Genomic DNA, 23,578 nt, shown 5'->3' with positions numbered 1-23,578 from the left:
CATCAATACGGAATCTGCTATGCCCGCTGCCACCTTTAATGTGCCGTTTGTGCTCGGCATGATGCGTTTGCACGAAACACGCGCGATGCACGACCCAGAGCAACTCGCCGATTGGATCGAAGTACGCCTGGAAGAAGGCCTTCACTGGTTTGATCACGCGGATATTTACGGCAGCGGCCAAGGGGAAGCGCTTTTTGGCGACGCCCTGCGGGCAAGCCCTACCTTGGCTCAGCGGATCAATGTCGTCACCAAAGCGAGCATCGCTAACGACAACCCTGCCCCCGGTTCGGGTAAGGTAAAGCACTACAACGCCAGCCCTGCTTACCTTAATAGCGCCATTGATGCCTCACTTGCGCGCTTGAATGTCGAACGCCTTGATCATTTCCTGATTCACCGCCCCGATCTGCTGATGAACGCAGAAGCGACCGGCCGCGCCCTGGATGACGCCATTGAAGCAGGCAAAATTGGCGCGGCGGGGGTTTCTAACCACCTACCCAGCCAGTGGCGTCGCTTGCAAAGCGCCATGCACCACCGCTTATCAGCCAACCAGATCGAGCTCTCGATTGCCCACACCGCACCGCTGTTTGACGGCAGCTTTGATGATCTATGTGCCGATGGCCACGCGCCCATGGCGTGGTCGCCCCTGGCAGGCGGGCAACTGATGCAAGGCGCCGTTGGCGAATGTTTGGCGAAGTGGGCGGCAGAGCTTGATAGCTCCCCCAGCGCTTTAGCGCTGGCATGGCTGCGTAGCCTTCCTAACTCGCCAGTGCCGGTGATTGGCAGCGTTAAGCCTGAGCGAATCAACGACATGCTCAAGGGCCCTGCCACGCTACCCCGGGAAGCCTGGTATGAGCTACTGGAAGCGGCGCGCGGCCACTGCGTAGCATAAAACCTGGATATTACCAACCAATAATGACGCCAATCACAATCACAACAAGGAGCCACTGATGACGCCAGTTATCGCGTTTGGGGAAGCCCTGGTCGATATGCTCTCCAGCCGTTTAGGGGCGGCGACAGATGCCCAGGAAACCTTTACGCCCTACGCCGGTGGTGCTCCCGCCAATGTGGCAGTCGCCTGTGCCCGCCTGGGCGTTCCTAGCCAATTTTTAGGCATGGTGGGCGACGATACGTTCGGGCATTTTTTGGTGCGTGAACTCAACAGCCACGGTGTCGACACCAGCGGCATGGTCTTTACCCAAGAAGCCCGCACGGCGCTGGCGTTTGTTTCCCGGGATGACGTGGGCGAACGCACCTTTGATTTCTATCGCCCGCCCGCCGCTGACCTGCTTTATCGCCTTGAGCATTTACCCCATGGCGTCTTCGAGAGCCCTGCCATTGTGCACTTGTGCAGTAACAGCCTAACCGACCCAGAGATCGCCGACGTTACCCTGGCGATGGCCACCATGGCCAAGCGCGCAGGCTGTCTCGTTAGTGTAGATGCCAACCTTCGCCACAACTTGTGGCCCGGCGGCGAAGCCGATGTAAGCTTAGTCACACAGCTGCTAGACGTCGCTGAGCTGCTCAAGCTCTCCTTGGAAGAGCTCGACTACCTACGCGCCGATCATCCTGCAGAATCGTGGCTTTCAGAGCGGCTGGCGGCAGGGGTAAAAGTTATTTTGATAACTGATGGCCCCAACGATGTCGTCATCAAAGGCGTCGGCATCGACCAGCGCATTGCGCCACCCAAAGTGGCAGCGGTGGATACTACCGCTGGAGGGGACGCTTTTATTGGCGGGCTGCTCGCTGAGCTCTCGGCCCACGGCATCAATGAAAACTGGCAGAACGATGCCGATTTTCTCCACCGTGCGGTGGATACCGCCTGCCGCTGTGGCGCCCATGCCGTTACTCGGCCAGGCGCTTATGCTGCGCTGCCAACGCGAGCGGATATTGGCTAAATAAGTAGAGCTATCATCCTTTAACCAATGGCGCGCCTGGCACAGGCGCGCTTTTTTATGCCTGCATTATGTTCGACTAAGCGTCCGGCTAAACCGGACTTATGTCTAAAGCAGTCTGCTTGTGGAAATGTCAGACATTTAATAGACTAGGACTCATCCAATAAAAAACAAGAGATGACCGATGACGCTCGACGCTCTACCGCCCCATCCGGGTGGCGCTGAACAGTTAGCGCGTTTACTCGCCCAGGCCCTGCTGGCAGGCCATTGGCAGCCAGGCGATGTTTTTCCCCGCGAGCTGGATATCAGCAAACACTTTGCCGTTAGCCGTAACCAAGTGCGTAACGCACTCACCAGCCTCACGGCCGCAGGGCTATTAGATCGCACAGCGGGCCGCGGAACGCTGGTTCGCGAGATGGGCGATTGGCATCTACTCGACCCACTCATGAGCGAATGGATGACCGGTTTGGTCAACCTTGACCCGCAGTTGGTAAGGGCCATTTACGCCTTTCGTTTTTCCGCTGAACCGGTGGTCGCAGGGCTCGCGGCCCAGGCAGCCCAGGCTGAAGACATAGAACGTCTGGAAAGTGCCTTTGCAGGCATGGAAAGCAGCGCAGGCAGTGTTGAAGCACGTGCTGAGCACGCCGAGTACGACGTTGCTTTCCATGACGCTACTTATCGGGCCAGCCACAATTTGGTCTGGCGGCAAATGGGCCATCTACTTCGCCCTTCGATCATGGCACTGATACACCGCTCGCAACACCGCACGGACACCTTGGACGACAGTCTCACGCGCCACCGCCAGGTGCTTGAAGCTATCCGCAACCGCGATACCAGCTCCGCAGAAATCGCCGCGAGAGAGGTGCTGCGTCGCACGGCCATCGACCTTGGCATCGTCAGCTGACAATGACGCAATGAATACTTCCTATTCAGAAGGATAACCGCACATGAAAATTACCAAACTCAAGACCTGGCAAGTTCCCCCGCGCTGGCTGTTCCTAAAAATAGAGACTGACGAAGGCTGCTACGGCTGGGGTGAACCAGTGATTGAAGGCCGCGCGGCAACCGTTGAAGCCGCCGTGCACGAGCTTTCCGACTACCTGATCGGCCAAGACCCCCACCGTATCGAACATCTCTGGAACATCATGTACCGCGCCGGTTTTTATCGTGGTGGCCCTATTCTGATGAGCGCAATTGCCGGCATTGATCAGGCGCTGTGGGATCTAAAAGGTCGCGATTTGGGTGTGCCCGTTCATCAGCTGTTAGGCGGTGCCGTGCGCGACAAAATGCGCATGTATGCCTGGACCGGGGGCGATCGCCCAAGCGATGTGGGCGCGGGTGCTAAAGCGCTGGTCGAAAAAGGCTTCACAGCCTTCAAAATGAACGGCACCCCCGAGATGCAAATCGTCGACTCCCACCGCAAGGTCGATGAAGCCGTCGCCCGGGTAGCAGAAGCCCGCAACGCCGTTGGGCCAGATGTCGGCATCGGTATCGACTTCCATGGCCGAGTGCACCGCCCCATGGCCAAAGCGCTGCTACGCGAGTTAGAACCCTTTCACCCCATGTTTGTGGAAGAACCGGTTGCCCCCGAACATCTGCCCTGCTTGAAGGATATCGCTGGTGGTTTGGGCTACCCATTAGCAACTGGCGAGCGGCTACACACCCGTTTTCAGTTCCGTGACCTGCTGGCCGACGGCATGATCGACATTATCCAGCCGGATATTTCCCACTGCGGTGGCATTAGCGAAGGTCTCAAAATCGCCGCCCTGGCCTCCGCTTATGACGTCGCCTTAGCGCCCCACTGCCCGCTCGGCCCGTTAACCCTGGCCGCCTCTTTACAGCTGGATGCAGTCAGCCACAATGCCTTTATCCAAGAGCAGAGCATGGGCATTCATTACAACCAGGGCAACGACGTCCTCGACTACTTAGTGGATAAATCCGCCCTCGCCATTGAAGACGGTTTCTGCGCCATTCCCCAAGGCCCAGGGCTTGGTGTCGAGATCAACGAAGAATTCGTTGAGGAGCGTGCCAAGGTGGGCCACCGCTGGCGTAACCCGGTCTGGACGCACGAAGATGGCTCTATTGCGGAGTGGTAAGCCATGGGATCAACCGAGATGAGTGAAACCACTGACATTGCAGGTCAACTAACCTGGATTGCCGTTGACTGGGGCTCCAGCAATCTGCGCGCCTGGGGGCTGGATCAACACGACCAAGTGATTGCCCAAGCCAGTAGCGACAAGGGCATGCTGTCGCTAAAGGCCGACGAGTACGAAGCCGAGCTGCTGCGACTGGTGGACGATTGGCTACCCGCCACCGGTACGACTGAGGTGATGGTATGCGGTATGGCGGGCGCTCGTCAGGGCTGGCTGGAAGCCGCCTATCTGCCGGTGCCAGCGCGGCTTAACCAGCTAAGCCAAGGCGCTGTGACGCCGACGATTAAAGGTAATCAGCTACGTGTTTACCTGCTGCCTGGTTTAAGCCAAACGCGGAGTACCGCGACTCACTTTGATGTGATGCGCGGTGAAGAGACCCAACTAGCTGGGCTGGTCGCTGATTCGCCAGATTTTTCTGGCCTCGCCTGCCTGCCCGGCACCCACGCCAAATGGGCGACCCTAGACGCGGGCGCGGTGAGCCGGTTTTCGACCTACCTGACCGGCGAGCTTTACCAACTGCTCGCCATCCAGTCGGTGTTGAAGCATTCCGTTTCATCGCCTTCAGCGGCAAGTAACGACATTAGCGATTCGGCGTGCTGTGAGGCTTTTATTGCGGCCGTCAGTGAGATTAATGCAGCGCCCGAAACCTTTAGTAGCCGCCTGTTCGGCCTGCGCGCACAAGATTTACTCGATGGCCAGCTACCGGCTGGCGACACGCGTGGGGCCGTTCTTGCGGCCAGGCTCTCGGGACTCGCCATTGGCCTTGAGCTTGCTGGTGCCTGCCGTGAATGCCCCACCGATAAGCCCATCATGCTGATTGGCAACCAGGCGCTTAGTCAGCGCTATACGTTGGCCCTCAATGCAATCGGCTATCAGACACAACATGTGGATGGCGACTCAGCCGTGCTGGCAGGTCTATGCCTTGCCCACCGTGCGCTCAAGGCCTAACGCCACTAACTATTTATGGGGAGATTTGCTATGTCACTGCCACTGATTGGTATTTTACGCGGTGTAACGCCTGATGAAGTCGTGGATATCGCGGAAGCGGTGCTAGCCGCGGGGATCACCCAGATTGAAGTACCGCTTAACTCACCCAACCCGCTGGAGAGCATTCGCCGATTAGTAGCAGCATTTGGCGAGCGGGCGGTCATTGGAGCAGGCACGGTGCTCACTCCGGCTCAGGTGCGTGACGTTCACGCTGTTGGTGGGCGCTTAATCGTTTCGCCCAACTGTCGGCCAGCGGTGATCGAAGAAACACATAAGCTCGGCATGGCGAGCTGGCCGGGCATTGTGACCCCTTCTGAAGCCTTCGATGCGCTGGATGCAGGCGCCACCGGGCTTAAACTCTTCCCCGCGGTACAGGTAGGATTAGAAGGTATGAAAGCGGTACGCTCAGTGCTACCAGCGGGCACACTGTTGTATGCTGTTGGCGGCGTTGGGGTCGATAACTTCGCCGAATGGCGCGCAGCGGGTGTCGATGGTGCAGGCCTGGGCAGCGCGTTATACAAACCTGGCCAAAGCGCTTCTCAGGTGGGGAAACAGGCCCAAGCCCTTGTCGATGCCTGGTTAGCAGGAGAACAATAAGGAGAACCAACAAAAATGCAAACAGATATGAGTGTTTCAACATGGCAGGCCGAGTTAGCGGTCGATTGCCGTTGCTCCCTGGGCGAAGGCCCTCAATGGGACGCCAAAAATCAGCGCCTTTACTGGTGCGACATTCTTGAAAAACAGCTGCACTGGCTATCCCCCGCCAGCGGGGAAAGCGGCCATTATCAGCTTGATCATAGGGTGTCGCTGGCAGCGCCCGTTGACGATGGCGGCCTGCTATTAGTCGGCGAGGACCGCTTAAGCCGCTTCGACCCAAGCAGCGGCAATATCGAAAAACTGTGTGATTTCGAGGCCGATAACCCCATCACCCGTAGCAATGATGCACGCATTGACCGCCACGGCAGCCTGTGGCTCTCCAGCATGGGTAAAAGCGCTGAAAGAAACGCGGGAAGCCTTTACCGCCTGCATCGCGGCGAGCTCTCGCGGCTGCGCTCTGGCCTGACAATCCCCAATGCCATCTGTTTCTCTGAAAACGGCGAGTTCGCGTGGTTTACCGATACGGTGACGGGTGTGGTGATGCGCTGGACGCTGGATAACGAGGGCTGGCCGCAAGGCGAGCCGCAGCCTTGGGCGGATTTTTTCTCCAGCCAAGGTAATCCGGATGGTGCGGTGATGGATAGCGAGGGCTGCCTATGGCTAGCGCTGTGGGGGGCTGGGCAGGTCGTACGCTTGAACCCTAACGGCGAAATAATTGGCCACGTTGAGCTACCGGTCAGCCAACCTTCGTGCCCGGTTTTTGCCGGCCCTGATCTAAAAACGCTGTATATCACCACGGCGCAAGAGGGATTCAGTGCTGAGCAGCTGGCCCAAGAGCCCACCGCAGGCTCGCTCTATGTGGTCGAAACCGGTATAAAAGGATTGGCCGAACTGCCGCTGCGCTTGGCATAACTCTCCGACACCCCACGGCAAAAAGCCCCGCTAGTGAATGCTAGCGGGGCTTTTCTGTTACGGCTTCACCTTTTTACCTACAAGGTGGGCGATCAGCCAGCGAAGCTGATATACATAACAATCACTAACACGACCAGGACGATACCGGCGGGTACTGCGCCTTTCCAGGGTGTTAGATCCACATCGCCGCTGTGCTGCTGAATCCAATCGGTTTCACGCGGGCGAAGCTTGCCGATGATCAGCATCACGACGACCAACAGCACAAACACCAGCGCCACGAAGTGGAACTCGTGCATGATCTGCGGCAGCAGCGTAAACGGTGGCACAAAGTAACCGGCGGCAATCAACAAGCAGCCGCCCACCAGGGCGATTTTGGCCGCCATAGGGGGAACACGTTTGGTTAGCAGCCCGACCAGCACTACGGCAAGAATCGGAATAAAGTAAATCGCGTTCATCTTCTGCAGGTAACCAAACAGGCTCTCCTGACCTGCCAGCAGTGGCGCAATAATCATGGTAATGATGGCCATGATCCAGCCAAACACCTTACCCGATTTAACCACCTGCTCTTCCGTCGCCTCTTTGTTCAGCACCCCTTTATAGATGCCCAGGCTGAAGATCGTGGTGGTACTGTTAAGCGCGGAGTTAAACGACGACAGGATCGCACCGACCATAACGGCAGCGAAAAAACCGGTGAGATAGGGCGGCAGTACATTAAAGACCAAATGACCATAGGCTTCATCGGCACGCACGCCTTGGTCGGCATAAAGGTGATAAGCAATGATGCCGGGCAGCACTAGGTACAGCGGCCCCAGCAGCTTGAAGAGACCGGTCAGCAGCACGCCCTTCTGACCTTCGGCGAGGTTTTTGGCTGCAAAGGTACGCTGAATAATCTGCTGGTTGGTGCTCCAGTAGAACAGGTTAATCAGGAAAACGCCGGTAAACAGGGTAAAGAACGGCACCTGCTGTTCAGCACCGCCAATCGAATTAAGCTTATCCGGATCAGCCTCTTTAAGGATGCTCCAGCCTTCCATAATACCCGTGCCGCCACTCACGGCCTGCAGGCCGAAATAGACGATCACGAAACCGCCGATTAACAGCCCGACGCCGTTGAGCGTGTCGGAAACGGCAACCGTGCGCAGGCCACCAAACAGGGCATACACGGAACCGATAATACCGACGATCCACACCGTCAGCCAAAGCAGCGTCGTGGACGACTCAATGCCGGTTAATCCCTGTAGATCGAGCATTCCCTGTAGGCCGATGGCACCTGAATAGAGAATGATCGGCAGCAGAATCACCGCGTAAGCAATCAAGAAGATGATATTGGTGATTAGCTGAGTCGTTTTATCGAAACGAATTTCGAGAAGCTGCGGCAGCGTGGCAATGCCACTTTTCAAAAACCGCGGCAGGAAGAATAGCGCCAACGCCACTAGGGCGATAACCGCCACCACTTCCCAGGCCATCACACTTAAACCATCAGCAAAAGCAGCCCCGTTCAACCCCACCATTTGCTCGGTAGAGAGGTTGGTCATCAGCAGAGAGCCGGCAATCAGCGGGAAGGTAAGCGTACGCCCTGCTAGAAAGTAGCCGCTGGTGCTTGAGTGGTCATCTCGGCGGGTGATTCGCCAAGTGATAAAGGCGACAAGACCTGTAAAAAACAGGAAGGACGCCAGGGTCAACGCGTGCATTTTGACTCACCTCATGATCATTATAAGTGGCACGCACGTTACTGTATGCGCGTAGAGCGAAATGTCAGACAAATCGTGCCGCCATTTTAGTTGAGCTGAATATAGCCCGTTATACGCCTTTGGTCTTATATTTAGATTTATCGCGCTGAAAGGCTGCGGTAACGCTATAAAAAAGCCCCAGCTATGTTTTATAAAACAATGAACTGGGGCTTGTATTAGCTCGGCATTAAAGCCTGTTTAGTGATGAAAACGCTCCGCCGACTGACGGGCCAGCTCACGGATACCATCCCAATCTTCAGCTTCTACCATCGCTTTGGGTGTTAACCAAGAGCCACCCACACACATTACATTGGGCAGCGATAGATAGTCATCGGCGTTGTCGACGGTGATACCGCCTGTAGGGCAAAAGCGTGCTTCAGGAATTGGCGCGCCAAACGCTTTGATCGCTTTGGCGCCGCCGCTGGATTCCGCCGGAAAGAACTTAAAGCGACGGTAGCCATACTGCCAGCCGGTCATCAACTCCGAAATGGTCGAAACTCCCGGCAGCATCGGTACCGGGCTTTCTACGCCGTAGCGATAGAGGGCCTCCGTTGCACCTGGCGTCACCACAAAGTCAGCGCCTACTTGTTCGGCTTGGCGGTACTGGGCGGGCGTCAGCACCGTGCCCACGCCAATACTGGCGCCGGGAAGCGCTTCGCGCATGCGCTTTACAGCGTCTAGCGCGCAGTCGGTACGCAGGGTAATTTCCAACACGGTTAAACCGCCTTCCACCAGTGCTCGTCCTAGTGGAACGGCATCTTCCAAACGCTCAATCGTGATGACCGGAATCACTTCGGCTTTCGAGCAGATGCTGTCGAGTTCTGCGGTGCGTGTAGAAGGTAACTGTTTGTCGATAGTCATTAGTGAGTCTCCAAGCGAATTATTATTGGCCTGACATTGGGTAATAAGGACTTAGGGCGCCCAGTAAATGGCCAATGGGCAGGTGAGAAAAGCACGAATAGGCAGCTTACGTACATCGTCGCCGTTCAATGCCTTGGCCAATACGGCGCGTTTATCATCGCCAGTAATATGCAAAATATGCCGCCGCGCCTGATGCAGGCGGTCAGCTGAAAAGGTAATCCGGGGCTGCGGCTGACTGGGCGTTCTAACCGCCACTAACAGCTCCTCCGTGGCAAGTGCCAGGGTCAATTCAGGGCTGTCGGGGAACAGGGACGCCGTATGACCATCACCGCCCATGCCTAGAATCACAACGCTAGCGGGCCACGCTAGCGTTTCCGCTTGCTTGACCACTTCATCAACGCCCTCTTCAGGTGTAGCCGCGCTGCAAGTTAACGGTATAAAATTTGCCACCACTGCCTCACCCTGTATCAGATGCTCACGCACCAGCTTAGCGTTGCTATCGCTGCTCTGCTCGTCCACCCAGCGTTCATCGGCAAGTGTTACGTCCACGCGCTCCCAGGGCAGCGATTTGCCCGCCAGCGCCTTAAAAAAAGGCACTGGTGTAGAGCCACCGGAAACCACTAGCAGAACGCGCTCCTGGTGATTTAAGTCTTCTTTCAGCCCCTGAAACACAGCTTCGGCAAGCTGCTCGGCCAACTGTTGGCGTACTTGGCTCATATCAATAATCCTCGTACCAGCTGCGACCATCCTGAGTAATCATGGCAATAGAAGCGACCGGCCCCCAGGAGCCTGCGGGATAACGACGCGGCGGCGTATCGCGTTTTTTCCAGCCATCAATGAGTTGGTCGCACCAGCGCCAGGCGTGTTCAATTTCATCGCGACGCACAAACAGGTACTGCTGGCCCTTCATGACTTCGAGCAGCAGGCGTTCGTAAGCATCGGGAATGCGCGATTTCGGGAAGGCGCTGTTGAAGTCCAAATGCAGCGGACCGGGGCGCAGGCGCATGCCTTTATCCAAACCGCTATCTTTGGTCAATACTTGCAAAGCGATACCCTCTTCCGGCTGCAAGCGGATAATCAGCTTATTCGAGGCGATGTCACGCTGATCCGGGTCGAAGATATAGTGCGGCTGCTGGCGAAAGTGAATGACGATCTGCGAGAGCTTCTCCGGCATGCGTTTGCCGGTGCGCAAATAGAAGGGCACGCCTGCCCAGCGCCAGTTAGCCACTTCGGTTTTCATCGCGACAAAGGTTTCAGTCTGGCTCTGGGTGTTGGCGCCCTCTTCTTCCAGGTAACCCGGCACCGACTGGCCATCGCTGGTGCCCGCAATGTATTGACCACGCACCACATCACGACCCAGTGCTTCGCCCACAAACGGCTTGAGCGCTTTGAGCACTTTCACCTTCTCGTCACGGATGGCATCGGCATCCAGGTTAGAGGGCGGATCCATGGCTATCAGGCAGAGCAGCTGCAGCAGGTGATTCTGCACCATGTCACGCAGTTGGCCAGCCTCATCGAAATACCCCCAACGCCCTTCGATACCCACTTTTTCAGCAACGGTAATCTCCACATGGGAGATGTTGTTCTGGTTCCACTGGGTGCCAAACAGCGGGTTGGCAAAGCGCAGCGCTATCAGGTTCTGTACGGTTTCTTTGCCCAGGTAATGGTCGATGCGGTAGATTCGCGACTCAGGAAAAACGTCACCAATGGCGTCATTAATTTCAATCGACGAGTGCAGATCAGAGCCGATGGGTTTTTCAACAACCACGCGGGTTTCATCGTCGAGGCTTTTGCTGGCCTGAAGATGGCGGCAGATATCGCCATAAATACGCGCGCCGACGGAAAGATACACCACCATCGGGCGGGATGCCCCCTTGCGCCACTGGCGAATGGCGTCGTAGCCTTCAACACTGGAAAAGTCGAGTTGCCGGTAATCCAAACGAGCGAGGAAACGTTCCAGGCTCTGCTTGTCCTGCTCGCCGCTTTTCAGCCGCTTTTGCAGCGCATCATTCACCATTTGCCTGAAGGCAGCCACATCGTACTCTTGACGAGCCAGCCCCATAATGCGCGTGCTTTCAGGCATCAAGCCTTCACGGTCAAGATGGTATAAGGCAGGAAAGAGCTTGCGCATGGCAAGATCACCCAGCGCCCCGAAAAGCGCTAGATCAATAGCGTTATTGGGATCGCCCAGCGGTGCACCTTGGGAAGCAGTGGACTGGCTCATCGTCGCTCCTGTTTATAATTAGGCATCTAATGTAGTTAGATTACCTAAAATTTACCGTAATACGGGTATTGTACGCAATAATTCGTGTAATTTTACTACAAAATATAAGGGCAGCGTCACCGTCACCTTACCACTTCGTGCCTGTTCAATCCCCTTGCTCTGTTGTAGTGGTCAACCAATACCGGACACCATCATTATGAAAAAAAATAAAATTAAGATTTAATTTAGGTAGCTCAATGATTAAACTGATTTGTCTCAACGAATACGACTCAAAGCGCTGGAGCCTGGGCTTTTTATGGTTGAAAAACAGCAAATTATCGTCATTGGACTGGGTATTTTCGGTGCCACTATTGCCCGTGAACTAACGCAGCTTGGGCACGACGTGTTGGGCATTGATGTCGATGAGGAACGTGTCAATCGTCTAGCTGAAGAGATCACTCACGCCGTTATCGCCGACGTGACGAATGAGAACGCACTGATAGAATTAAACGTAGGAAACTATGATGCAGCTATCGTAGCGATAGGACGAAACGTTGAGGCCGCAATGCTAGCAACCCTTCAGCTTCAAGAATTAGGGGTGCCAAAGGTATGGACAAAGGCATTGACAAATCAGCACCGCAGAATTCTTGAGAGACTCGGCTCGACACGTATCATTGCACCTGAATATGAGATGGGTGTGCGCATCGCTCAGGAATTGAATTATCCAATGGTGCATGACTACCTTAGTCTTGGAGGCGACTATTTTGTCGTAGAATTTCACACCACAGACGATTTGGTAGGTAAATCCATTGAAGAGATCATTGACAATGTTCGCGTAGAAGCATTGGTGGTTAAAAGAGGTGAAGAAGTCCATTCCCACCCTATTGCCACATGGGAAATTCGCAGTGGTGATCGCTTGGTACTGGGTGGCTGGCTTGATGAATTAAAAAAACTTGTGCAAAATTTATGAAAGCAAGCCTGAAGGACAAAACTCCCCATAGACCATTTCCCATTGGCTCCAAACGTAAACGCAGCATTAAGCCGCCTTGGCTACTACTGCAATCTTTTCTTATACTTATTTTCACTGGCGCATGCCTACTAAAACTGCCTTTTTCCACCGTTGCCCCCATTTCCTGGATGGAAGCCGCATTTACCGCCACCTCTGCCGTGACGGTGACCGGCCTAGTGGTTGTTGATACAGGTAGCCAGTTTACGCTTTTTGGCCAAGTGGTTATTTTATGCCTGATTCAATTAGGTGGGCTGGGGTTAATGACCTTTGCTGTTTTGACGGCTCTGGCACTGGGGTTCAAGCTAGGCCTTAAGCAGCAGCTGGTGGCGCAGGAAGCCTTCAATGAAATTTCCCTTCAAACGACGGGAAAGGCAGGAAGCTCCATTGCCCTGTTTGCACTCACCTGCGAAGCTATTGGTATCATTGTGCTTGGCTACTTTTTTATTCCCGAACTCGGCTGGGGTGACGGTTTTTTTAATGCGCTCTTTTATACCATTTCCGCCTTCAATAATGCCGGTTTTGCTCTATCCCCCGACAGTCTATCGGCCTATGTGTCTCATCCCGGTATCACCCTCACTGTCACTGCCCTCTTTATTACCGGTGGTTTGGGCTATATCGTTAGCATGGAGTTATTACAAAAACGCGCCTGGTCGCGACTTTCGGTATACGTAAAAATCATTTTAACGACGACCTTGATTCTCAATCTGTTCGCTACCGCTGCGTTTCTGCTTTTAGAATTCGGCAACCCCAACACGCTTGGCATGCTGGAAGGTTTCTGGAGCAAGCTTTTAGCCGCCTGGTTCCAGGGGACTACACCGAGGACAGCCGGTTTCAACACCCTCGACATTGGTGCCCTGACAGCTGCCAGCAGTGTTTTAATGCTGTTACTCATGTTTATAGGCGGGGCACCTAACTCCACCGCTAGCGGGATTAAAATTTCCACTTTTTTCATTTTAATCACGGCCACAAAGTCTTTTCTGCAAGGCAATTTGAATGTGAATTTTTTTGGCCGCTCGTTAAGTAGAGAAACGCTTCTCAAAGCGCTCACAACGGCAACCATCGGCATGGCGGCCATTTTTATAGCCGTTTTCATGCTCACCCTTTTTGTAAAAGATGATTTCTTGAATATTGCTTTCGAAGCTGTTTCTGCCTTTGGCACTGTCGGTTTATCGCGTGGCACAACGTCTGAACTGGGCACCCCTGGTCAGCTGATTATTATGGCCGTCATGCTCATTGGTCGTCTCGGCCCACTCACGCTGGGTTACACACTGACAGTGCGCCATAAATCGCATGTCAAGTATGCGACGACGGAGTTTCCTGTCGGGTGAGCCTCCCTGAGCTTTTCTCCCCTTTCGCTTGGGTTGACGCACGGGGTCAACATATAGCTTGGCATCTGAAAATGTCTTTTGTCCTTTTCGAGGACAGAGTGATTTTTAGAAGAATTTTACAGACTTTTAACAGCTCCCATGGTGAGATACCACGCTTAACACTAGGGTAATTTAAGAGCGGAATATGACCATTTTTTCCAACAGGCGTTACTACCGAGATACTTACCGTAACTGGGCGCAAATTTTTAAAATCATGGCGGTACTATGGCTAGTACTTACCCTGTTTATGGCGATCCCCTGGATCGTATTACTGGTAGAGAATGACCCAGAGGCCCCGGCTTTTGGCATGTCTATTCTGATTGTACTTGGTGCGACTCTGGTCACTTGGCTACTCACCCGCAAAGTGTCACTGGAGCTAAAGCCCTGGCAAATGTTTGTGCTCACAGCCGCCAGTTGGGCAAGCATTACTGGCTTTGCGAGCCTACCGCTGATTTTAGGCGCCCCCCAGCTCAGCATCACTAACGCTGTCTTTGAATCTGTCTCCGCCATTACCACCACCGGTTCGACGGTGATGGTGGGGATTGAAAATTTATCCGACGGATTGAAGCTATGGCGCGGCTTAATGCAGTGGATGGGGGGCATCGGCATCATTGTTATGGGCATTGCCATTCTGCCGTTTCTGAAAGTAGGCGGTATGCGGCTATTTCATACCGAGTCTTCCGATTGGTCGGATAAGGTAATGCCACGTACCGGCGGTATTGCCAAAGCGACGCTGAGTATTTATGCGGCCCTGACACTTGCGGCCATGGCGAGCTACAAGGCGGGTGGCATGCTACCCCTTGATGCCGTTGTTCACGGCATGACGTCCCTGGCGACCGGTGGTTTTGCCAACTCGGATGCCTCCTTTGGGGCTTACGCCGAACAGCCCTGGCTACTATGGATGGGCAGTTTTTTTATGCTGAGCGGGGCGTTGCCGTTTGTTTTATATATACGCTTTATACGCACATCACGCAGTGCACTGTGGAAAGACCAGCAGGTCCTCGGACTTTTAAAACTGCTACTATCGGCGATTGTGGTGCTTAGCAGTTGGCGAGTACTACAAGGCGATGATTGGTTTGTTTCCCTTACCCACGTTACTTTCAACGTAATTTCAGTGGTGACCACCACGGGATACGCCTCCGACGACTACACACTATGGGGCGCGTTACCGGTGACTGCTTTTTTCTACCTCACTTTTGTGGGCGGCTGTAGCGGCTCTACCAGTGGTGGAATGAAAATTTTCCGATTTCAAATTGCCATGCTGATGCTACGCAACCAGCTGCGCTATCTTATTCATGCCAATGGCGTATTCACTACCCGCTACAATCACCAGCCAGTAACCAGCGATATCTCCAGAAGCGTAATGGCCTTTTCGTTCTTCTTCTTTATTACCATTGCAGCACTGGCACTGAGCCTTTCTGCACTTGGGCTGGATATAGTTACCGCGCTTTCTGGTGCAGCCACTGCGGTGGCAAACGTAGGTCCCGGTCTTGGCGATATAATTGGCCCATCCGGCAACTTTACAACGTTACCGGATGCGGCGAAGTGGCTACTGTGTATCGGTATGTTGATGGGCCGCCTGGAAATTTTGACGGTGGTTGTGCTAATGACGCCGATGTTCTGGCGCCGCTAATGTGTTTAGATCACTATTGTTTTTTTCAGGTACCTAAGAAGTTGCAGGGCGCTGCGCTGGCTCTACCAACAGCCGATACCCGACCCCTGCTTCTGTTTGAAGTAGCACGGGTGTTTGGGGGTCATCGCCTAGCTTTTGGCGCAGACGGCTGACCACAATTCTGAGGTAATGGGTGTCGTCAACGTGGGTCGGCCCCCATACTTCTTTAAGCAACTGCATCTGGGTGACAACGCGCCCGGCATAACGGCAAAGACGGGCAAGCACGGCGAACTCTTTGCGGGTTAAATGCACCGGTTCTTGTTTCAGAGAAATCTGCCTTAACTCAAGATCGATCACCAGCCCCTGGCTAATATAGTAGCTAGCGGCCACCTCTCCCCTCGCTTGCTGCGCCTGACGCTGTACAGCCCTGATGCGGGCAAGCAGTTCCTGGATGCCAAAAGGTTTGGTAACGTAATCATTGGCGCCGTTATCCAGCGACAGTACTTTCTCCTCTTCTCGATCCCGCACAGACACGACAATTACCGGCACGGCGCTGTGCTCCCGGATACCCTGTAGCACCTCGTGGCCATCCATATCGGGTAGGCCCAAATCAAGTAGCACCACGTCGGGCGCTTGGGTATAAACCGCCGCCAAGGCCTGTTCACCGTTCTCTGCCTCCAGCACACCGTAGCCTTGGGAGGCTAGGCTAATACGCAGAAAACGACGTATTTGCTGTTCGTCATCAACAATCAGAATGCGCCCACTGCTTTCACTCTTCATCAACACTCCTAATATCTGCGCCCAACAGTGGCAGCGTAATAATAATCGCGGTGCCCCGTCCGCTTTCACCGGTGTCAGCGTTGATGGTGCCACCGTGGGCGCCAATCATGCCACGGCAAATAGCCAAACCAAGGCCACTGCCATGGGCACTGCGGTCTCCGTCGCCACCGCTGTAGAACATATCAAATACCTGCTCGCGCAGCTCGGCGGAAATCCCCGGCCCTTGGTCTTCAATGGTGATTACCAATGTGGCTGGCTCACCTTCATTAAGCTGGGCCTTGATCAGCAGCTCGCCGCCCGGTGGCGAAAAGCGCTGGGCGTTATCCAGCACGTTAACCAGCGCCTGTTCCACCAACGCGGGATGAACGTACAACAGCGGCAGCGTAGCGGGCCAGGATTTACGCACCACAACGTGTTTTAGCGATTGTCCCAAGCGCTTCAGGGCTGAATTGATGACATCGTCAAATGACACCCAGTCACGCTCTATTTTCAGCGTGCCATGCCCCAGCCGCGTCATATCAAGCAGATTTTGAATATAGCGGTTGAGCCGCTCGCTCTCGGATAAGATACCGTCCAGCAATTCGCGCTGATCGTCTTCACTAAGCTGTGGTTTTAGCTCAATCAGTGAGCTGGTGGCGCCAATGATAGATGACAGCGGCGTGCGCAAGTCATGAGAAACCGACGAGAGTAACGCGGAGCGCAGCCGCTCGTTCTCCTCGGACACACGCGTTGTATTCAATTCAGCCACCAAACGTGTGCGCTCAAGCGCCATACTGAGTTGGCGTACCAGGGTGTCAATTAGCGACTCACGCTCATGGTTGAGCGCCGTTGGGCTTGCCGACAGTTTGAGTGCCAGCATCCCCACTTTTTCGCCCTGCACCGCCAGCGGAAGTAAGCGCCACGCCTGCTGGCTCAACGTTTGTGTGCCCTGACCGCTAGGTTTTTGGTGCTGCCAGCTCCATACCGCTGCCTGCTTGGCGGTCATGTCCAAACGCTCGGAATCCGGTAGCGCGTAGACCACTTGAACCTCACTAGCGCTTTCCGCCGTTTCAATAAAGATAACGGGAACTTCAAAACACTGCACCAGCGTATCGACACCCACTTTTGCCGCACTCGCGCTGTCGGTGGCGGTGGAGAGCTGCTCGGCGTAGCGCAGCAGAAGCTGGGTCTGGTCGCGGCTGGCCCGCAGGGCAATCAGGCGCTGACGCCCACGCCCCGCCAGCTGCCCTACCACGAGTGCCACCAAAAAGAAGAACACGACGGTCAGCAGCTGCCCTCGCTCGACCATGGCAAAGGTTAAACGCGGCTCAGTAAAAAAGAAGTTGAATACCAAAAAACCCGCCACGGCACTGAACATGGCCATAGAGGTGCCAGCCCATACAGCGCTGAACAGTACAGCAGCTAAAAACACCAATGACAGATTGGCAAGCTCCAGCCAGGGTTCTAGCAGGAAGGCTATTCCCAGGGAGACCATCACCGCTAAGCCGGTGGTGAGTAGTTTGGGTGGACGCATTTTCCAGCCAGGCTGCCACTTACGCATACCTTGCTTCACGCCACCCTGAGCAACAACCACGATATCAAAAGCGGCGGCATGCGCGATCAAGCGCTGGGCAAGCGGCCGCGACCAGGGCCACCAGCGGCGTTTCGCGTCGCGTCCCACCATTATCGTGGTGGCATTAATCGAGCGGGCGTAGTTGAGCACTTCGCCTAACTGGCTATGCCCTTGCAAACGAAGTGGGTCGCCTCCCAGCCGGGTTACCAGACTAAATATCTTCTCAACCGCTAGCTGCTGCTCGGGCGAGTCGACCCCTTTATCGACATAGACCGCCCGCCATACGGCCAGGCGCCTCTCGGCCATTCGATGGGCTGCGCGCACAAGGGACACATCGTCTTCACTACCGTTGACGACCACCAGCAGGTGCGGCCTTACCGGCCAAGGGCCCGCCCTACCGCTGGCATCCATGGCCACTTTTACATCGGCATCCACCCGCTCGGCCATGGTTTGAATCGCCAGCTCACGCAACGCATTGAGGTTCGACTCATTAAAGTAGCCCTCCATGGCAGCGCGTGCCTGCTCGGGGATATACACCTTGCCGCGCCTTAAACGTTCGAGCAGCTCCTCAGGGGTTAAGTCCACCAGCGATACATCCCGGGCGCGCTCTAGTAGAGCATCGGGAACGGTTTCGCGCATGCGAATGCCGGTAATCCGGGCCACATCGTCGTTGAGGCTTTCCAAATGCTGGACGTTCACCGTTGTCCAGACATCGATCCCCGCATCCAGCAACTCCTCGATATCCTGATAACGCCGTGGATGTCGGCTGCCGGGGATATTGCGATGGGCCAACTCGTCTACCAGCAGAATGGTGGGCTTCCGCTCTAGGGCCGCATCGATATCGAATTCATAAAACGTTCGGCCATGGTGCTGTAAAGGGGCTAGTGGAATACGTGACAGCCCCTCACAGAGAGCTTCGGTGTCGGCGCGCCCGTGGGACTCCACCACGCCAATCACGATATCATCGCCCTCTTCTGCCCGCTCCCGGGCCGTGCGTAGCATGGTGTAAGTTTTACCTACGCCGGGGGCGGCTCCCAAAAATACACGCAAACAGCCGCGCGCCTCTCGGCGCGCGGCTTTTAGCAATGCATTGGGATCGGGTCGCTGATCCGCTGAATACATTTAGCTACTCCACAGGGGTAACGGACGACGTGGTGGTGGCGACGGGAAAACGCTCATCCAAACTCACATTCAATCGCAAAACGTTGACCACTGGCGACCCCAGCCAGCCCGTGTTTTCAAGCGCTTGGTCGATCAGCTCAGTGACGCTAGCTTCGTCGATTTCGCGCGCCTGCGCTACCCTTGCGACCTGTAATTCAGCGGCTGGTAACGAGATATGCGGGTCAACCCCAGAGCCCGACGCGGTGATCAGATCAACCGGGATTTGATCGACGCTGACGCCTTCCCGCTGGGCAATCGCCTGGGCATCGGCCTGGGCACGCTCACGCAGTGCTTCATTACTAGGTGCCAGATTAGAGCCCGAAACCCCGCCCGCATCATTACCCGCCGCTGACGGGCGACCGATAAAGTATTCATCGCTGACAAAGGTTTGCGACACCAGGCTTGAACCCACTACCCGACCATCGGCGTCGCGAACCAAGCTGCCTTGCGCCTGCTCAGGAAACAACCAGCCACCGACCGTTGTCGTCACTAAGGGGTACACCAGCCCAAGCAGAACGGCCATCACCATCATAAAGCGCAGCGCATTGCCCCAAGTGGCTTTTGCCTCAAACGTTGGTGCCTGCTGCGCTTCGTCATTAATCGCCGTGGGATCTTTAATACCTATATTCATGACGCTTCTCCTAGATAAACAGCGCAATCAGCATGTCGAACAGCTTGATGGCAGGGAACGGTAGTAGCAGACCACCAAGACCGTAGATCAGTAGATTGCGGCGCAATAGTACCGTCGCCGAAGCGGCCTTTACGGACACGCCACGCAGCGCAAAGGGAATCAATGCAGGGATAATCAGCGCATTGAACAGCACGGCTGCCAGCACCGCCGTAATGGGTGAATGCAGGTTCATTACATCCAGCACGCCCAGCGCCGGGAAACTCGCCGCAAAAAGTGCCGGTAAAATCACGAAGTACTTAGCGACATCGTTCGCCAAAGAGAACGTGGTCAGTGCGCCTCGTGTCACCAGCAGTTGCTTACCAATTTCCACCGCGCTGATGAGCTTGCCGGGGTCGGAGTCCAGATCGACCATATTGGCCGCTTCGCGGGCGGCTTGGGTGCCGGAATTCATGGCAAGGCCAAGGTCGGCCTGGGCCAGCGCTGGGGCGTCATTGGTACCGTCACCCACCATGGCCACCAGACGGCCACTGGCCTGCTCTTCGCGAATTAGCGCCAGCTTACGCTCAGGCGTGGCTTCGGCGATGTAGTCGTCGACCCCGGCCGTGGCAGCAATTGCCGAGGCGGTAATCGGGTTGTCGCCCGTGATCATCACCGTTTTGATGCCCATGGCGCGCAGCTCGGCAAACTTCTCTGCGATGCCACTCTTGATCACGTCAGACAGCGCGACTACCCCCAGGATCTGCTTATCTTCTGCCACCGCAATGGGGGTGGCACCATCCCGGGATATACGCTCAATGACCTGGTTGTAGTCGCTGGGGATATCACCGCCCTGGGCCTTTACCCACTCGGCAATCGCATTGGGCGCCCCCTTACGCAGTTTTCTACCACTGGTTAGATCAACCCCTGAAAGCCGGGTTTCAGCACTGAAGGCTTCAAAGCTAGCGCCATCCGCTTCTTCGCTAAGCTGCACATCAACCCCCTGCTCGGTGGCGAGCGCCACAATCGAGCGGCCTTCCGGCGTGGGGTCTTCCAGGGAGGTCAGAAATGCGCTGTCGCGGACCTTGCTGCGTGGCACCTGCTGACAGGGGGCGAACTCTGTCGCGCGGCGGTCGCCCAAGGTAATCGTGCCGGTTTTATCCAGCAACAGCGTGTCGATGCTGCCGGCGATCTCTACTGCCTTGCCTGACTTGGCAACCAGGTTGGCGCGCATGGCGCGCTCCATACCGGCAATGCCAATGGCGGGTAAAAGACCGCCAATGGTGGTGGGAATCAAGCACACCAGTAGCGCTACCAGCATGACCGTCGAGGTTTCTACTCCTACGAAAGCGGCCATGGGCACCAGCGTCACCACCACGATCAGGAACACCAGGGTGAGCATCGCCAGTAGCACCGAAAGCGCCAGCTCGGAAGGGGTTTTCTGACGGCTGGCGCCCTCTACCAAGGCAATCATGCGATCCAGCAAGGACTCACCGGGGTTGGCGCTGACTTCAATAATCAGCTGATCCGAGAGCACTTTTGTGCCCGCACTGACGCCGCTGTTATCGGTACCCGCTTCACGCAATACTGGCGCAGATTCGCCGGTCACCGCCGACTCGTTGATAGACGCGGCACCCTCGACAATATCGCCATCTGCCGGAATCAGCTCACCCGCGACCACTTTGACTCGGTCGCCTTTGCGCAGTGAGTCGGCGGTCACGGCGCTGGTGGTACCGTCAGCGTTTAGCTTAGCTGCCTTGAGTTCCCCTTTGGTTTTGCGCAGTGCCCCGGCGTGGGCCTTGCCCCGGGACTCCGCCAGTGACTCAGCTCCCGTGGCAAACAGCACGGTGGCGAGCAGCAGTAGCGCAATGGTGAGCGCAAAGCCGCCGTTCTCGCCCTGTGAGAAGGCAATGGGCGTTAGCCCGAAACACACCACTGTACCAATGGCGACGACCGCCATGACCGGGTTGCGCGCCAGCAGATGGGGCGCGAGACCTTTCACCGCACCGGTGACCACCTGGCCAATGGGCAGCGAACGACGCGGCTGTTTAGCAAGCTCTGTATGTGACATCTCTTTTCTCCTAGAAGCCTTGCACGACGGATTCTGCAATCGGGCCAAGCACTAACGCCGGTAAGAAGCCAAGCAGGTTGACGATCACAATCACCCCTGCGGTTAAGCCCATAAAGGCGGGGCTATCCATGGGCAGGGTGCCGCGCCCCGCCGGTGCCGTGCGCTTAGCGGCCAACCAACCGGCTACCGCTAATGGCACTAGCATGGGTAAGAAGCGGCCAATCAACAGGGCGACCACGCAGGCAATATTCCACCAGGTTGTGTCATCGCCCAGCCCTTCAAAACCAGAACCGTTATTGGCAAACGCGGAGGTAAATTCGTAAAGCACTTGGGATAAACCGTGAAACCCCGGGTTTGAATTGGCGGCTGCACTTGGCATCGCCACGGTCAGCGCGCTCAACCCTAAGATGACCAGCGGCTGAGCCAGAATCGCCAGCGAAATCCAGCGCATTTCGCGGGTTTCTAACGGTTTGCCAAAAAGCTCGGGCGACCTACCTACCATCAGTGAGCCAACAAAGGCCGCCAACATCAGGTAGAGGAAGAAACCAATCAGCCCAACGCCCACGCCACCAAACGTCACGTTCACGAACATATCCATCAGCAGCATCATGCCGCCCATGGGATTGAAGCTATCGTGCATGGCGTTGACTGAGCCGTTGGAGGTTTGCGTTGTCCAACTGCCCCACAGGGCGGAAAGGTCAGTGCCAAAACGCAGCTCTTTACCTTCCAGATTGGCCCCCGGCTGAGAAAGCTCGGCAAGGGCAGCATTGGGCATGCGTTCCGAAGAGATCACCACCGAGGTAGAGACCAGTGAAAACACGATCATCACGGCGCCAATGCCGACCATTAGCCGACGCCGTCCGCTGATCAGGGCGATCGCGATAAGCAGCGCTATGGGAATAAGCGTCAGTGACGCCGTTTCGATAACATTCGCCAGCGGCGTGGGGTTCTCAAGCGGCACGCTTGAGTTGGGCCCGTACCAGCCACCCCCGTTGGTACCCAACTGCTTGATCGCCACCATGGACGCCACTGGGCCTAAGGGAATCGACTGCACTTCTTCCACCTGGGGATCCAGCATCTCTACCTGGTGGGCGGCCTGATAGCTGGCCGGTACGCCCTGCCATGTGAGCAACAGTGCGACTACCGCTGCCAGTGGCAACATAACGCGCACCACGGTGCGGGTAAGGTCGTGGTAGTAGTTGCCAACGCCGTTTAACACCTTGGCAGGTTTAGCGACTAACAAAGTGCGGGCAATGGCGACCAACACTGCAAGCCCCGTGGCGGGGGTTAAGAACTGCAGCGTGACAATGGCGAAGGTTTGGCTTAAATGCGAAAGCTGCGCCTGGCCAGAGTAGTGCTGCTGGTTGGTGTTGGTAGCAAAGGACACCGCTGTATGCAGCGCCGTGTCCCATGGCATGCCGGGTATGCCGTCCGGGTTGAGTGGCAGCAGTCCCTGACACATAAACACGAGCCAGGCCAGCAGTATCAAGCCCACATGCAGCTTAAGGATGGCTAACGCGTACACTTGCCACGTCATGGCATGTTGACTGTTAACGCCTGCCAACCGGTAGATAGGCTTTTCAATCATACCAAAAAGCGTGTCCAGACGGTTCGGCTGGGCGCTAAGCGCATGGGCAATATAGATACCCAGTGGTACGCTAAGCAGCGCCACGAGGGCATAAATCGCGATCATATCGGTCATGGTGATCTCCTAAAAACGCTCGGGGCAGATGAGTGCGTAAAACAAATACGCCGCCGTGCCGGTCGCGATGATTAGCAATGCAATATTCATGGAAGTGCCTCCTTTGATTGGCACCTTGAGCTTAGAGATTGCAGGCGTAAAAATTCGATGGCGTTTATGGCGTTAACCGTCAAAAAGACGTAAAAAAAGCCCTTTTCGTCAGCTAAAAGTAGATCTGAAGCTCCCTACCCTCGACAGCTCCCCCTTAGGTAGGTGAGTATCTGCATTAACATCTCGCCGGAGTGACCTAACGACTAATGAAGATTATTATTCTCGGCGCCGGCCAGGTCGGCGGCACACTGGCTGAACACCTCGCCCGCGAGGAAAACGACATCACTGTCGTTGA

20 protein-coding genes are annotated in these 23,578 nt (G+C 55.6%); 10 read left to right on the top strand and 10 right to left on the bottom strand.

Going from position 1 to position 23,578, the window contains the following annotated elements; genetic code table 11:
- The first annotated feature begins 19 nt into the window (after window positions 1–19).
- The 7 genes from RZA33_RS12285 to RZA33_RS12255 all read left to right on the top strand — a co-directional run bounded on the left by RZA33_RS12285 (window position 20) and on the right by RZA33_RS12255 (window position 6,541).
- Window positions 20–889: an aldo/keto reductase gene (locus tag RZA33_RS12285; RefSeq protein WP_317508009.1), complete on the top strand. Its 870-nt coding sequence runs from the start codon at window positions 20–22 to the stop codon at window positions 887–889.
- Window positions 890–947: 58 nt separating this feature from the next.
- Window positions 948–1,895: a carbohydrate kinase gene (locus RZA33_RS12280; protein WP_317508008.1), complete on the top strand. Its 948-nt coding sequence runs from the start codon at window positions 948–950 to the stop codon at window positions 1,893–1,895.
- Window positions 1,896–2,076: 181 nt separating this feature from the next.
- Window positions 2,077–2,796, top strand: a complete 720-nt coding sequence (locus tag RZA33_RS12275; protein WP_317508007.1) for a FadR/GntR family transcriptional regulator — start codon at window positions 2,077–2,079, stop codon at window positions 2,794–2,796.
- A 43-nt stretch (window positions 2,797–2,839) separates the two neighbouring features.
- Window positions 2,840–3,988, top strand: coding sequence for a galactonate dehydratase (gene dgoD / locus RZA33_RS12270; RefSeq protein WP_027957639.1), 1,149 nt, complete (start codon window positions 2,840–2,842; stop codon window positions 3,986–3,988).
- A 3-nt stretch (window positions 3,989–3,991) separates the two neighbouring features.
- Window positions 3,992–4,993: a 2-dehydro-3-deoxygalactonokinase gene (locus tag RZA33_RS12265; protein WP_322976211.1), complete on the top strand. Its 1,002-nt coding sequence runs from the start codon at window positions 3,992–3,994 to the stop codon at window positions 4,991–4,993.
- 30 nt (window positions 4,994–5,023) lie between these two features.
- Window positions 5,024–5,629, top strand: coding sequence for a 2-dehydro-3-deoxy-6-phosphogalactonate aldolase (locus tag RZA33_RS12260; protein WP_317508005.1), 606 nt, complete (start codon window positions 5,024–5,026; stop codon window positions 5,627–5,629).
- A 15-nt stretch (window positions 5,630–5,644) separates the two neighbouring features.
- Window positions 5,645–6,541, top strand: coding sequence for an SMP-30/gluconolactonase/LRE family protein (locus RZA33_RS12255; RefSeq protein ID WP_317508004.1), 897 nt, complete (start codon window positions 5,645–5,647; stop codon window positions 6,539–6,541).
- Between the two features lie 92 nt (window positions 6,542–6,633).
- Here RZA33_RS12255 and RZA33_RS12250 read toward each other — a convergent pair whose 3' ends face one another.
- The 4 genes from RZA33_RS12250 to zwf form a co-directional block, all read right to left on the bottom strand.
- Window positions 6,634–8,229, bottom strand: a complete 1,596-nt coding sequence (locus RZA33_RS12250) for a solute:sodium symporter family transporter (RefSeq protein WP_317508003.1) — start codon at window positions 8,227–8,229, stop codon at window positions 6,634–6,636.
- Window positions 8,230–8,466: 237 nt separating this feature from the next.
- The gene (locus RZA33_RS12245; protein WP_317508002.1) at window positions 8,467–9,129 is read right to left on the bottom strand and encodes a bifunctional 4-hydroxy-2-oxoglutarate aldolase/2-dehydro-3-deoxy-phosphogluconate aldolase; all 663 of its coding nucleotides are present in this window, start codon (window positions 9,127–9,129) and stop codon (window positions 8,467–8,469) included.
- A 51-nt stretch (window positions 9,130–9,180) separates the two neighbouring features.
- Window positions 9,181–9,846 (bottom strand): 6-phosphogluconolactonase, encoded by a 666-nt coding sequence (pgl, locus tag RZA33_RS12240; protein WP_317508001.1) that lies wholly within the window; start codon window positions 9,844–9,846, stop codon window positions 9,181–9,183.
- A gap of 1 nt (window position 9,847) precedes the next feature.
- Window positions 9,848–11,353, bottom strand: coding sequence for a glucose-6-phosphate dehydrogenase (gene zwf / locus RZA33_RS12235; RefSeq protein ID WP_317508000.1), 1,506 nt, complete (start codon window positions 11,351–11,353; stop codon window positions 9,848–9,850).
- A 295-nt stretch (window positions 11,354–11,648) separates the two neighbouring features.
- Here zwf and RZA33_RS12230 point away from each other — a divergent pair, with 295 nt between their 5' ends.
- The 3 genes from RZA33_RS12230 to RZA33_RS12220 all read left to right on the top strand — a co-directional run bounded on the left by RZA33_RS12230 (window position 11,649) and on the right by RZA33_RS12220 (window position 15,341).
- Entirely contained in the window at window positions 11,649–12,302 is a 654-nt protein-coding gene (locus RZA33_RS12230; protein ID WP_317507999.1) for a TrkA family potassium uptake protein, read from the top strand.
- On the top strand, window positions 12,299–13,669 hold the full coding sequence (locus RZA33_RS12225) for a TrkH family potassium uptake protein (protein WP_317507998.1): 1,371 nt from the start codon (window positions 12,299–12,301) through the stop codon (window positions 13,667–13,669). Before RZA33_RS12230 ends, RZA33_RS12225 begins: the two co-directional genes overlap by 4 nt.
- Before the next feature lie 184 nt (window positions 13,670–13,853).
- Window positions 13,854–15,341, top strand: a complete 1,488-nt coding sequence (locus tag RZA33_RS12220; RefSeq protein ID WP_317507997.1) for a TrkH family potassium uptake protein — start codon at window positions 13,854–13,856, stop codon at window positions 15,339–15,341.
- A gap of 33 nt (window positions 15,342–15,374) precedes the next feature.
- On the opposite strand, the gene RZA33_RS12215 is transcribed toward RZA33_RS12220, so the two are convergent.
- Genes RZA33_RS12215 through kdpF form a run of 6 tightly spaced genes read right to left on the bottom strand, consistent with a single transcriptional unit; the run spans window position 15,375 to window position 23,283 of the window.
- Entirely contained in the window at window positions 15,375–16,100 is a 726-nt protein-coding gene (locus tag RZA33_RS12215; RefSeq protein WP_317507996.1) for a response regulator transcription factor, read from the bottom strand.
- On the bottom strand, window positions 16,090–18,774 hold the full coding sequence (locus tag RZA33_RS12210; protein ID WP_317507995.1) for a sensor histidine kinase KdpD: 2,685 nt from the start codon (window positions 18,772–18,774) through the stop codon (window positions 16,090–16,092). Before RZA33_RS12210 ends, RZA33_RS12215 begins: the two co-directional genes overlap by 11 nt.
- 4 nt (window positions 18,775–18,778) lie before the next feature.
- Window positions 18,779–19,444 carry a potassium-transporting ATPase subunit KdpC gene (gene kdpC / locus RZA33_RS12205; RefSeq protein ID WP_317507994.1) on the bottom strand — a complete coding sequence of 222 codons (666 nt, stop codon included), beginning with the start codon at window positions 19,442–19,444 and terminating at the stop codon, window positions 18,779–18,781.
- A gap of 10 nt (window positions 19,445–19,454) precedes the next feature.
- Window positions 19,455–21,491: a potassium-transporting ATPase subunit KdpB gene (gene kdpB / locus RZA33_RS12200; protein ID WP_317507993.1), complete on the bottom strand. Its 2,037-nt coding sequence runs from the start codon at window positions 21,489–21,491 to the stop codon at window positions 19,455–19,457.
- 10 nt (window positions 21,492–21,501) lie between these two features.
- Window positions 21,502–23,193 (bottom strand): potassium-transporting ATPase subunit KdpA, encoded by a 1,692-nt coding sequence (kdpA, locus tag RZA33_RS12195; protein WP_317507992.1) that lies wholly within the window; start codon window positions 23,191–23,193, stop codon window positions 21,502–21,504.
- A gap of 9 nt (window positions 23,194–23,202) precedes the next feature.
- Window positions 23,203–23,283 (bottom strand): K(+)-transporting ATPase subunit F, encoded by an 81-nt coding sequence (kdpF, locus tag RZA33_RS19920; protein ID WP_081742537.1) that lies wholly within the window; start codon window positions 23,281–23,283, stop codon window positions 23,203–23,205.
- Window positions 23,284–23,578 lie beyond the last annotated feature (295 nt).

This window comes from Halovibrio sp. HP20-59, from assembly GCF_033052795.2.
GTDB lineage: Bacteria > Pseudomonadota > Gammaproteobacteria > Pseudomonadales > Halomonadaceae > Vreelandella.
Note: the sequence above shows the minus strand (reverse complement) of the source record. Positions and strands in the feature narration are given on the sequence as shown.

Bases quoted from the DNA above. Each gene is read 5' to 3' on its own strand.
- kdpB (WP_317507993.1), bottom strand. From the start codon at position 21,491: ATGTCACATACAGAGCTTGCTAAACAGCCGCGTCGTTCGCTGCCCATT.
- RZA33_RS12230 (WP_317507999.1), top strand. From the start codon at position 11,649: ATGGTTGAAAAACAGCAAATTATCGTCATTGGACTGGGTATTTTCGGT.
- kdpF (WP_081742537.1), bottom strand. From the start codon at position 23,283: ATGAATATTGCATTGCTAATCATCGCGACCGGCACGGCGGCGTATTTG.
- kdpC (WP_317507994.1), bottom strand. From the start codon at position 19,444: ATGAATATAGGTATTAAAGATCCCACGGCGATTAATGACGAAGCGCAG.
- RZA33_RS12225 (WP_317507998.1), top strand. From the start codon at position 12,299: ATGAAAGCAAGCCTGAAGGACAAAACTCCCCATAGACCATTTCCCATT.
- RZA33_RS12280 (WP_317508008.1), top strand. From the start codon at position 948: ATGACGCCAGTTATCGCGTTTGGGGAAGCCCTGGTCGATATGCTCTCC.
- dgoD (WP_027957639.1), top strand. From the start codon at position 2,840: ATGAAAATTACCAAACTCAAGACCTGGCAAGTTCCCCCGCGCTGGCTG.
- RZA33_RS12275 (WP_317508007.1), top strand. From the start codon at position 2,077: ATGACGCTCGACGCTCTACCGCCCCATCCGGGTGGCGCTGAACAGTTA.
- RZA33_RS12250 (WP_317508003.1), bottom strand. From the start codon at position 8,229: ATGCACGCGTTGACCCTGGCGTCCTTCCTGTTTTTTACAGGTCTTGTC.
- RZA33_RS12215 (WP_317507996.1), bottom strand. From the start codon at position 16,100: ATGAAGAGTGAAAGCAGTGGGCGCATTCTGATTGTTGATGACGAACAG.
- RZA33_RS12220 (WP_317507997.1), top strand. From the start codon at position 13,854: ATGACCATTTTTTCCAACAGGCGTTACTACCGAGATACTTACCGTAAC.
- RZA33_RS12255 (WP_317508004.1), top strand. From the start codon at position 5,645: ATGCAAACAGATATGAGTGTTTCAACATGGCAGGCCGAGTTAGCGGTC.
- pgl (WP_317508001.1), bottom strand. From the start codon at position 9,846: ATGAGCCAAGTACGCCAACAGTTGGCCGAGCAGCTTGCCGAAGCTGTG.
- kdpA (WP_317507992.1), bottom strand. From the start codon at position 23,193: ATGACCGATATGATCGCGATTTATGCCCTCGTGGCGCTGCTTAGCGTA.
- RZA33_RS12210 (WP_317507995.1), bottom strand. From the start codon at position 18,774: ATGTATTCAGCGGATCAGCGACCCGATCCCAATGCATTGCTAAAAGCC.
- RZA33_RS12265 (WP_322976211.1), top strand. From the start codon at position 3,992: ATGGGATCAACCGAGATGAGTGAAACCACTGACATTGCAGGTCAACTA.
- zwf (WP_317508000.1), bottom strand. From the start codon at position 11,353: ATGAGCCAGTCCACTGCTTCCCAAGGTGCACCGCTGGGCGATCCCAAT.
- RZA33_RS12285 (WP_317508009.1), top strand. From the start codon at position 20: ATGCCCGCTGCCACCTTTAATGTGCCGTTTGTGCTCGGCATGATGCGT.
- RZA33_RS12260 (WP_317508005.1), top strand. From the start codon at position 5,024: ATGTCACTGCCACTGATTGGTATTTTACGCGGTGTAACGCCTGATGAA.
- RZA33_RS12245 (WP_317508002.1), bottom strand. From the start codon at position 9,129: ATGACTATCGACAAACAGTTACCTTCTACACGCACCGCAGAACTCGAC.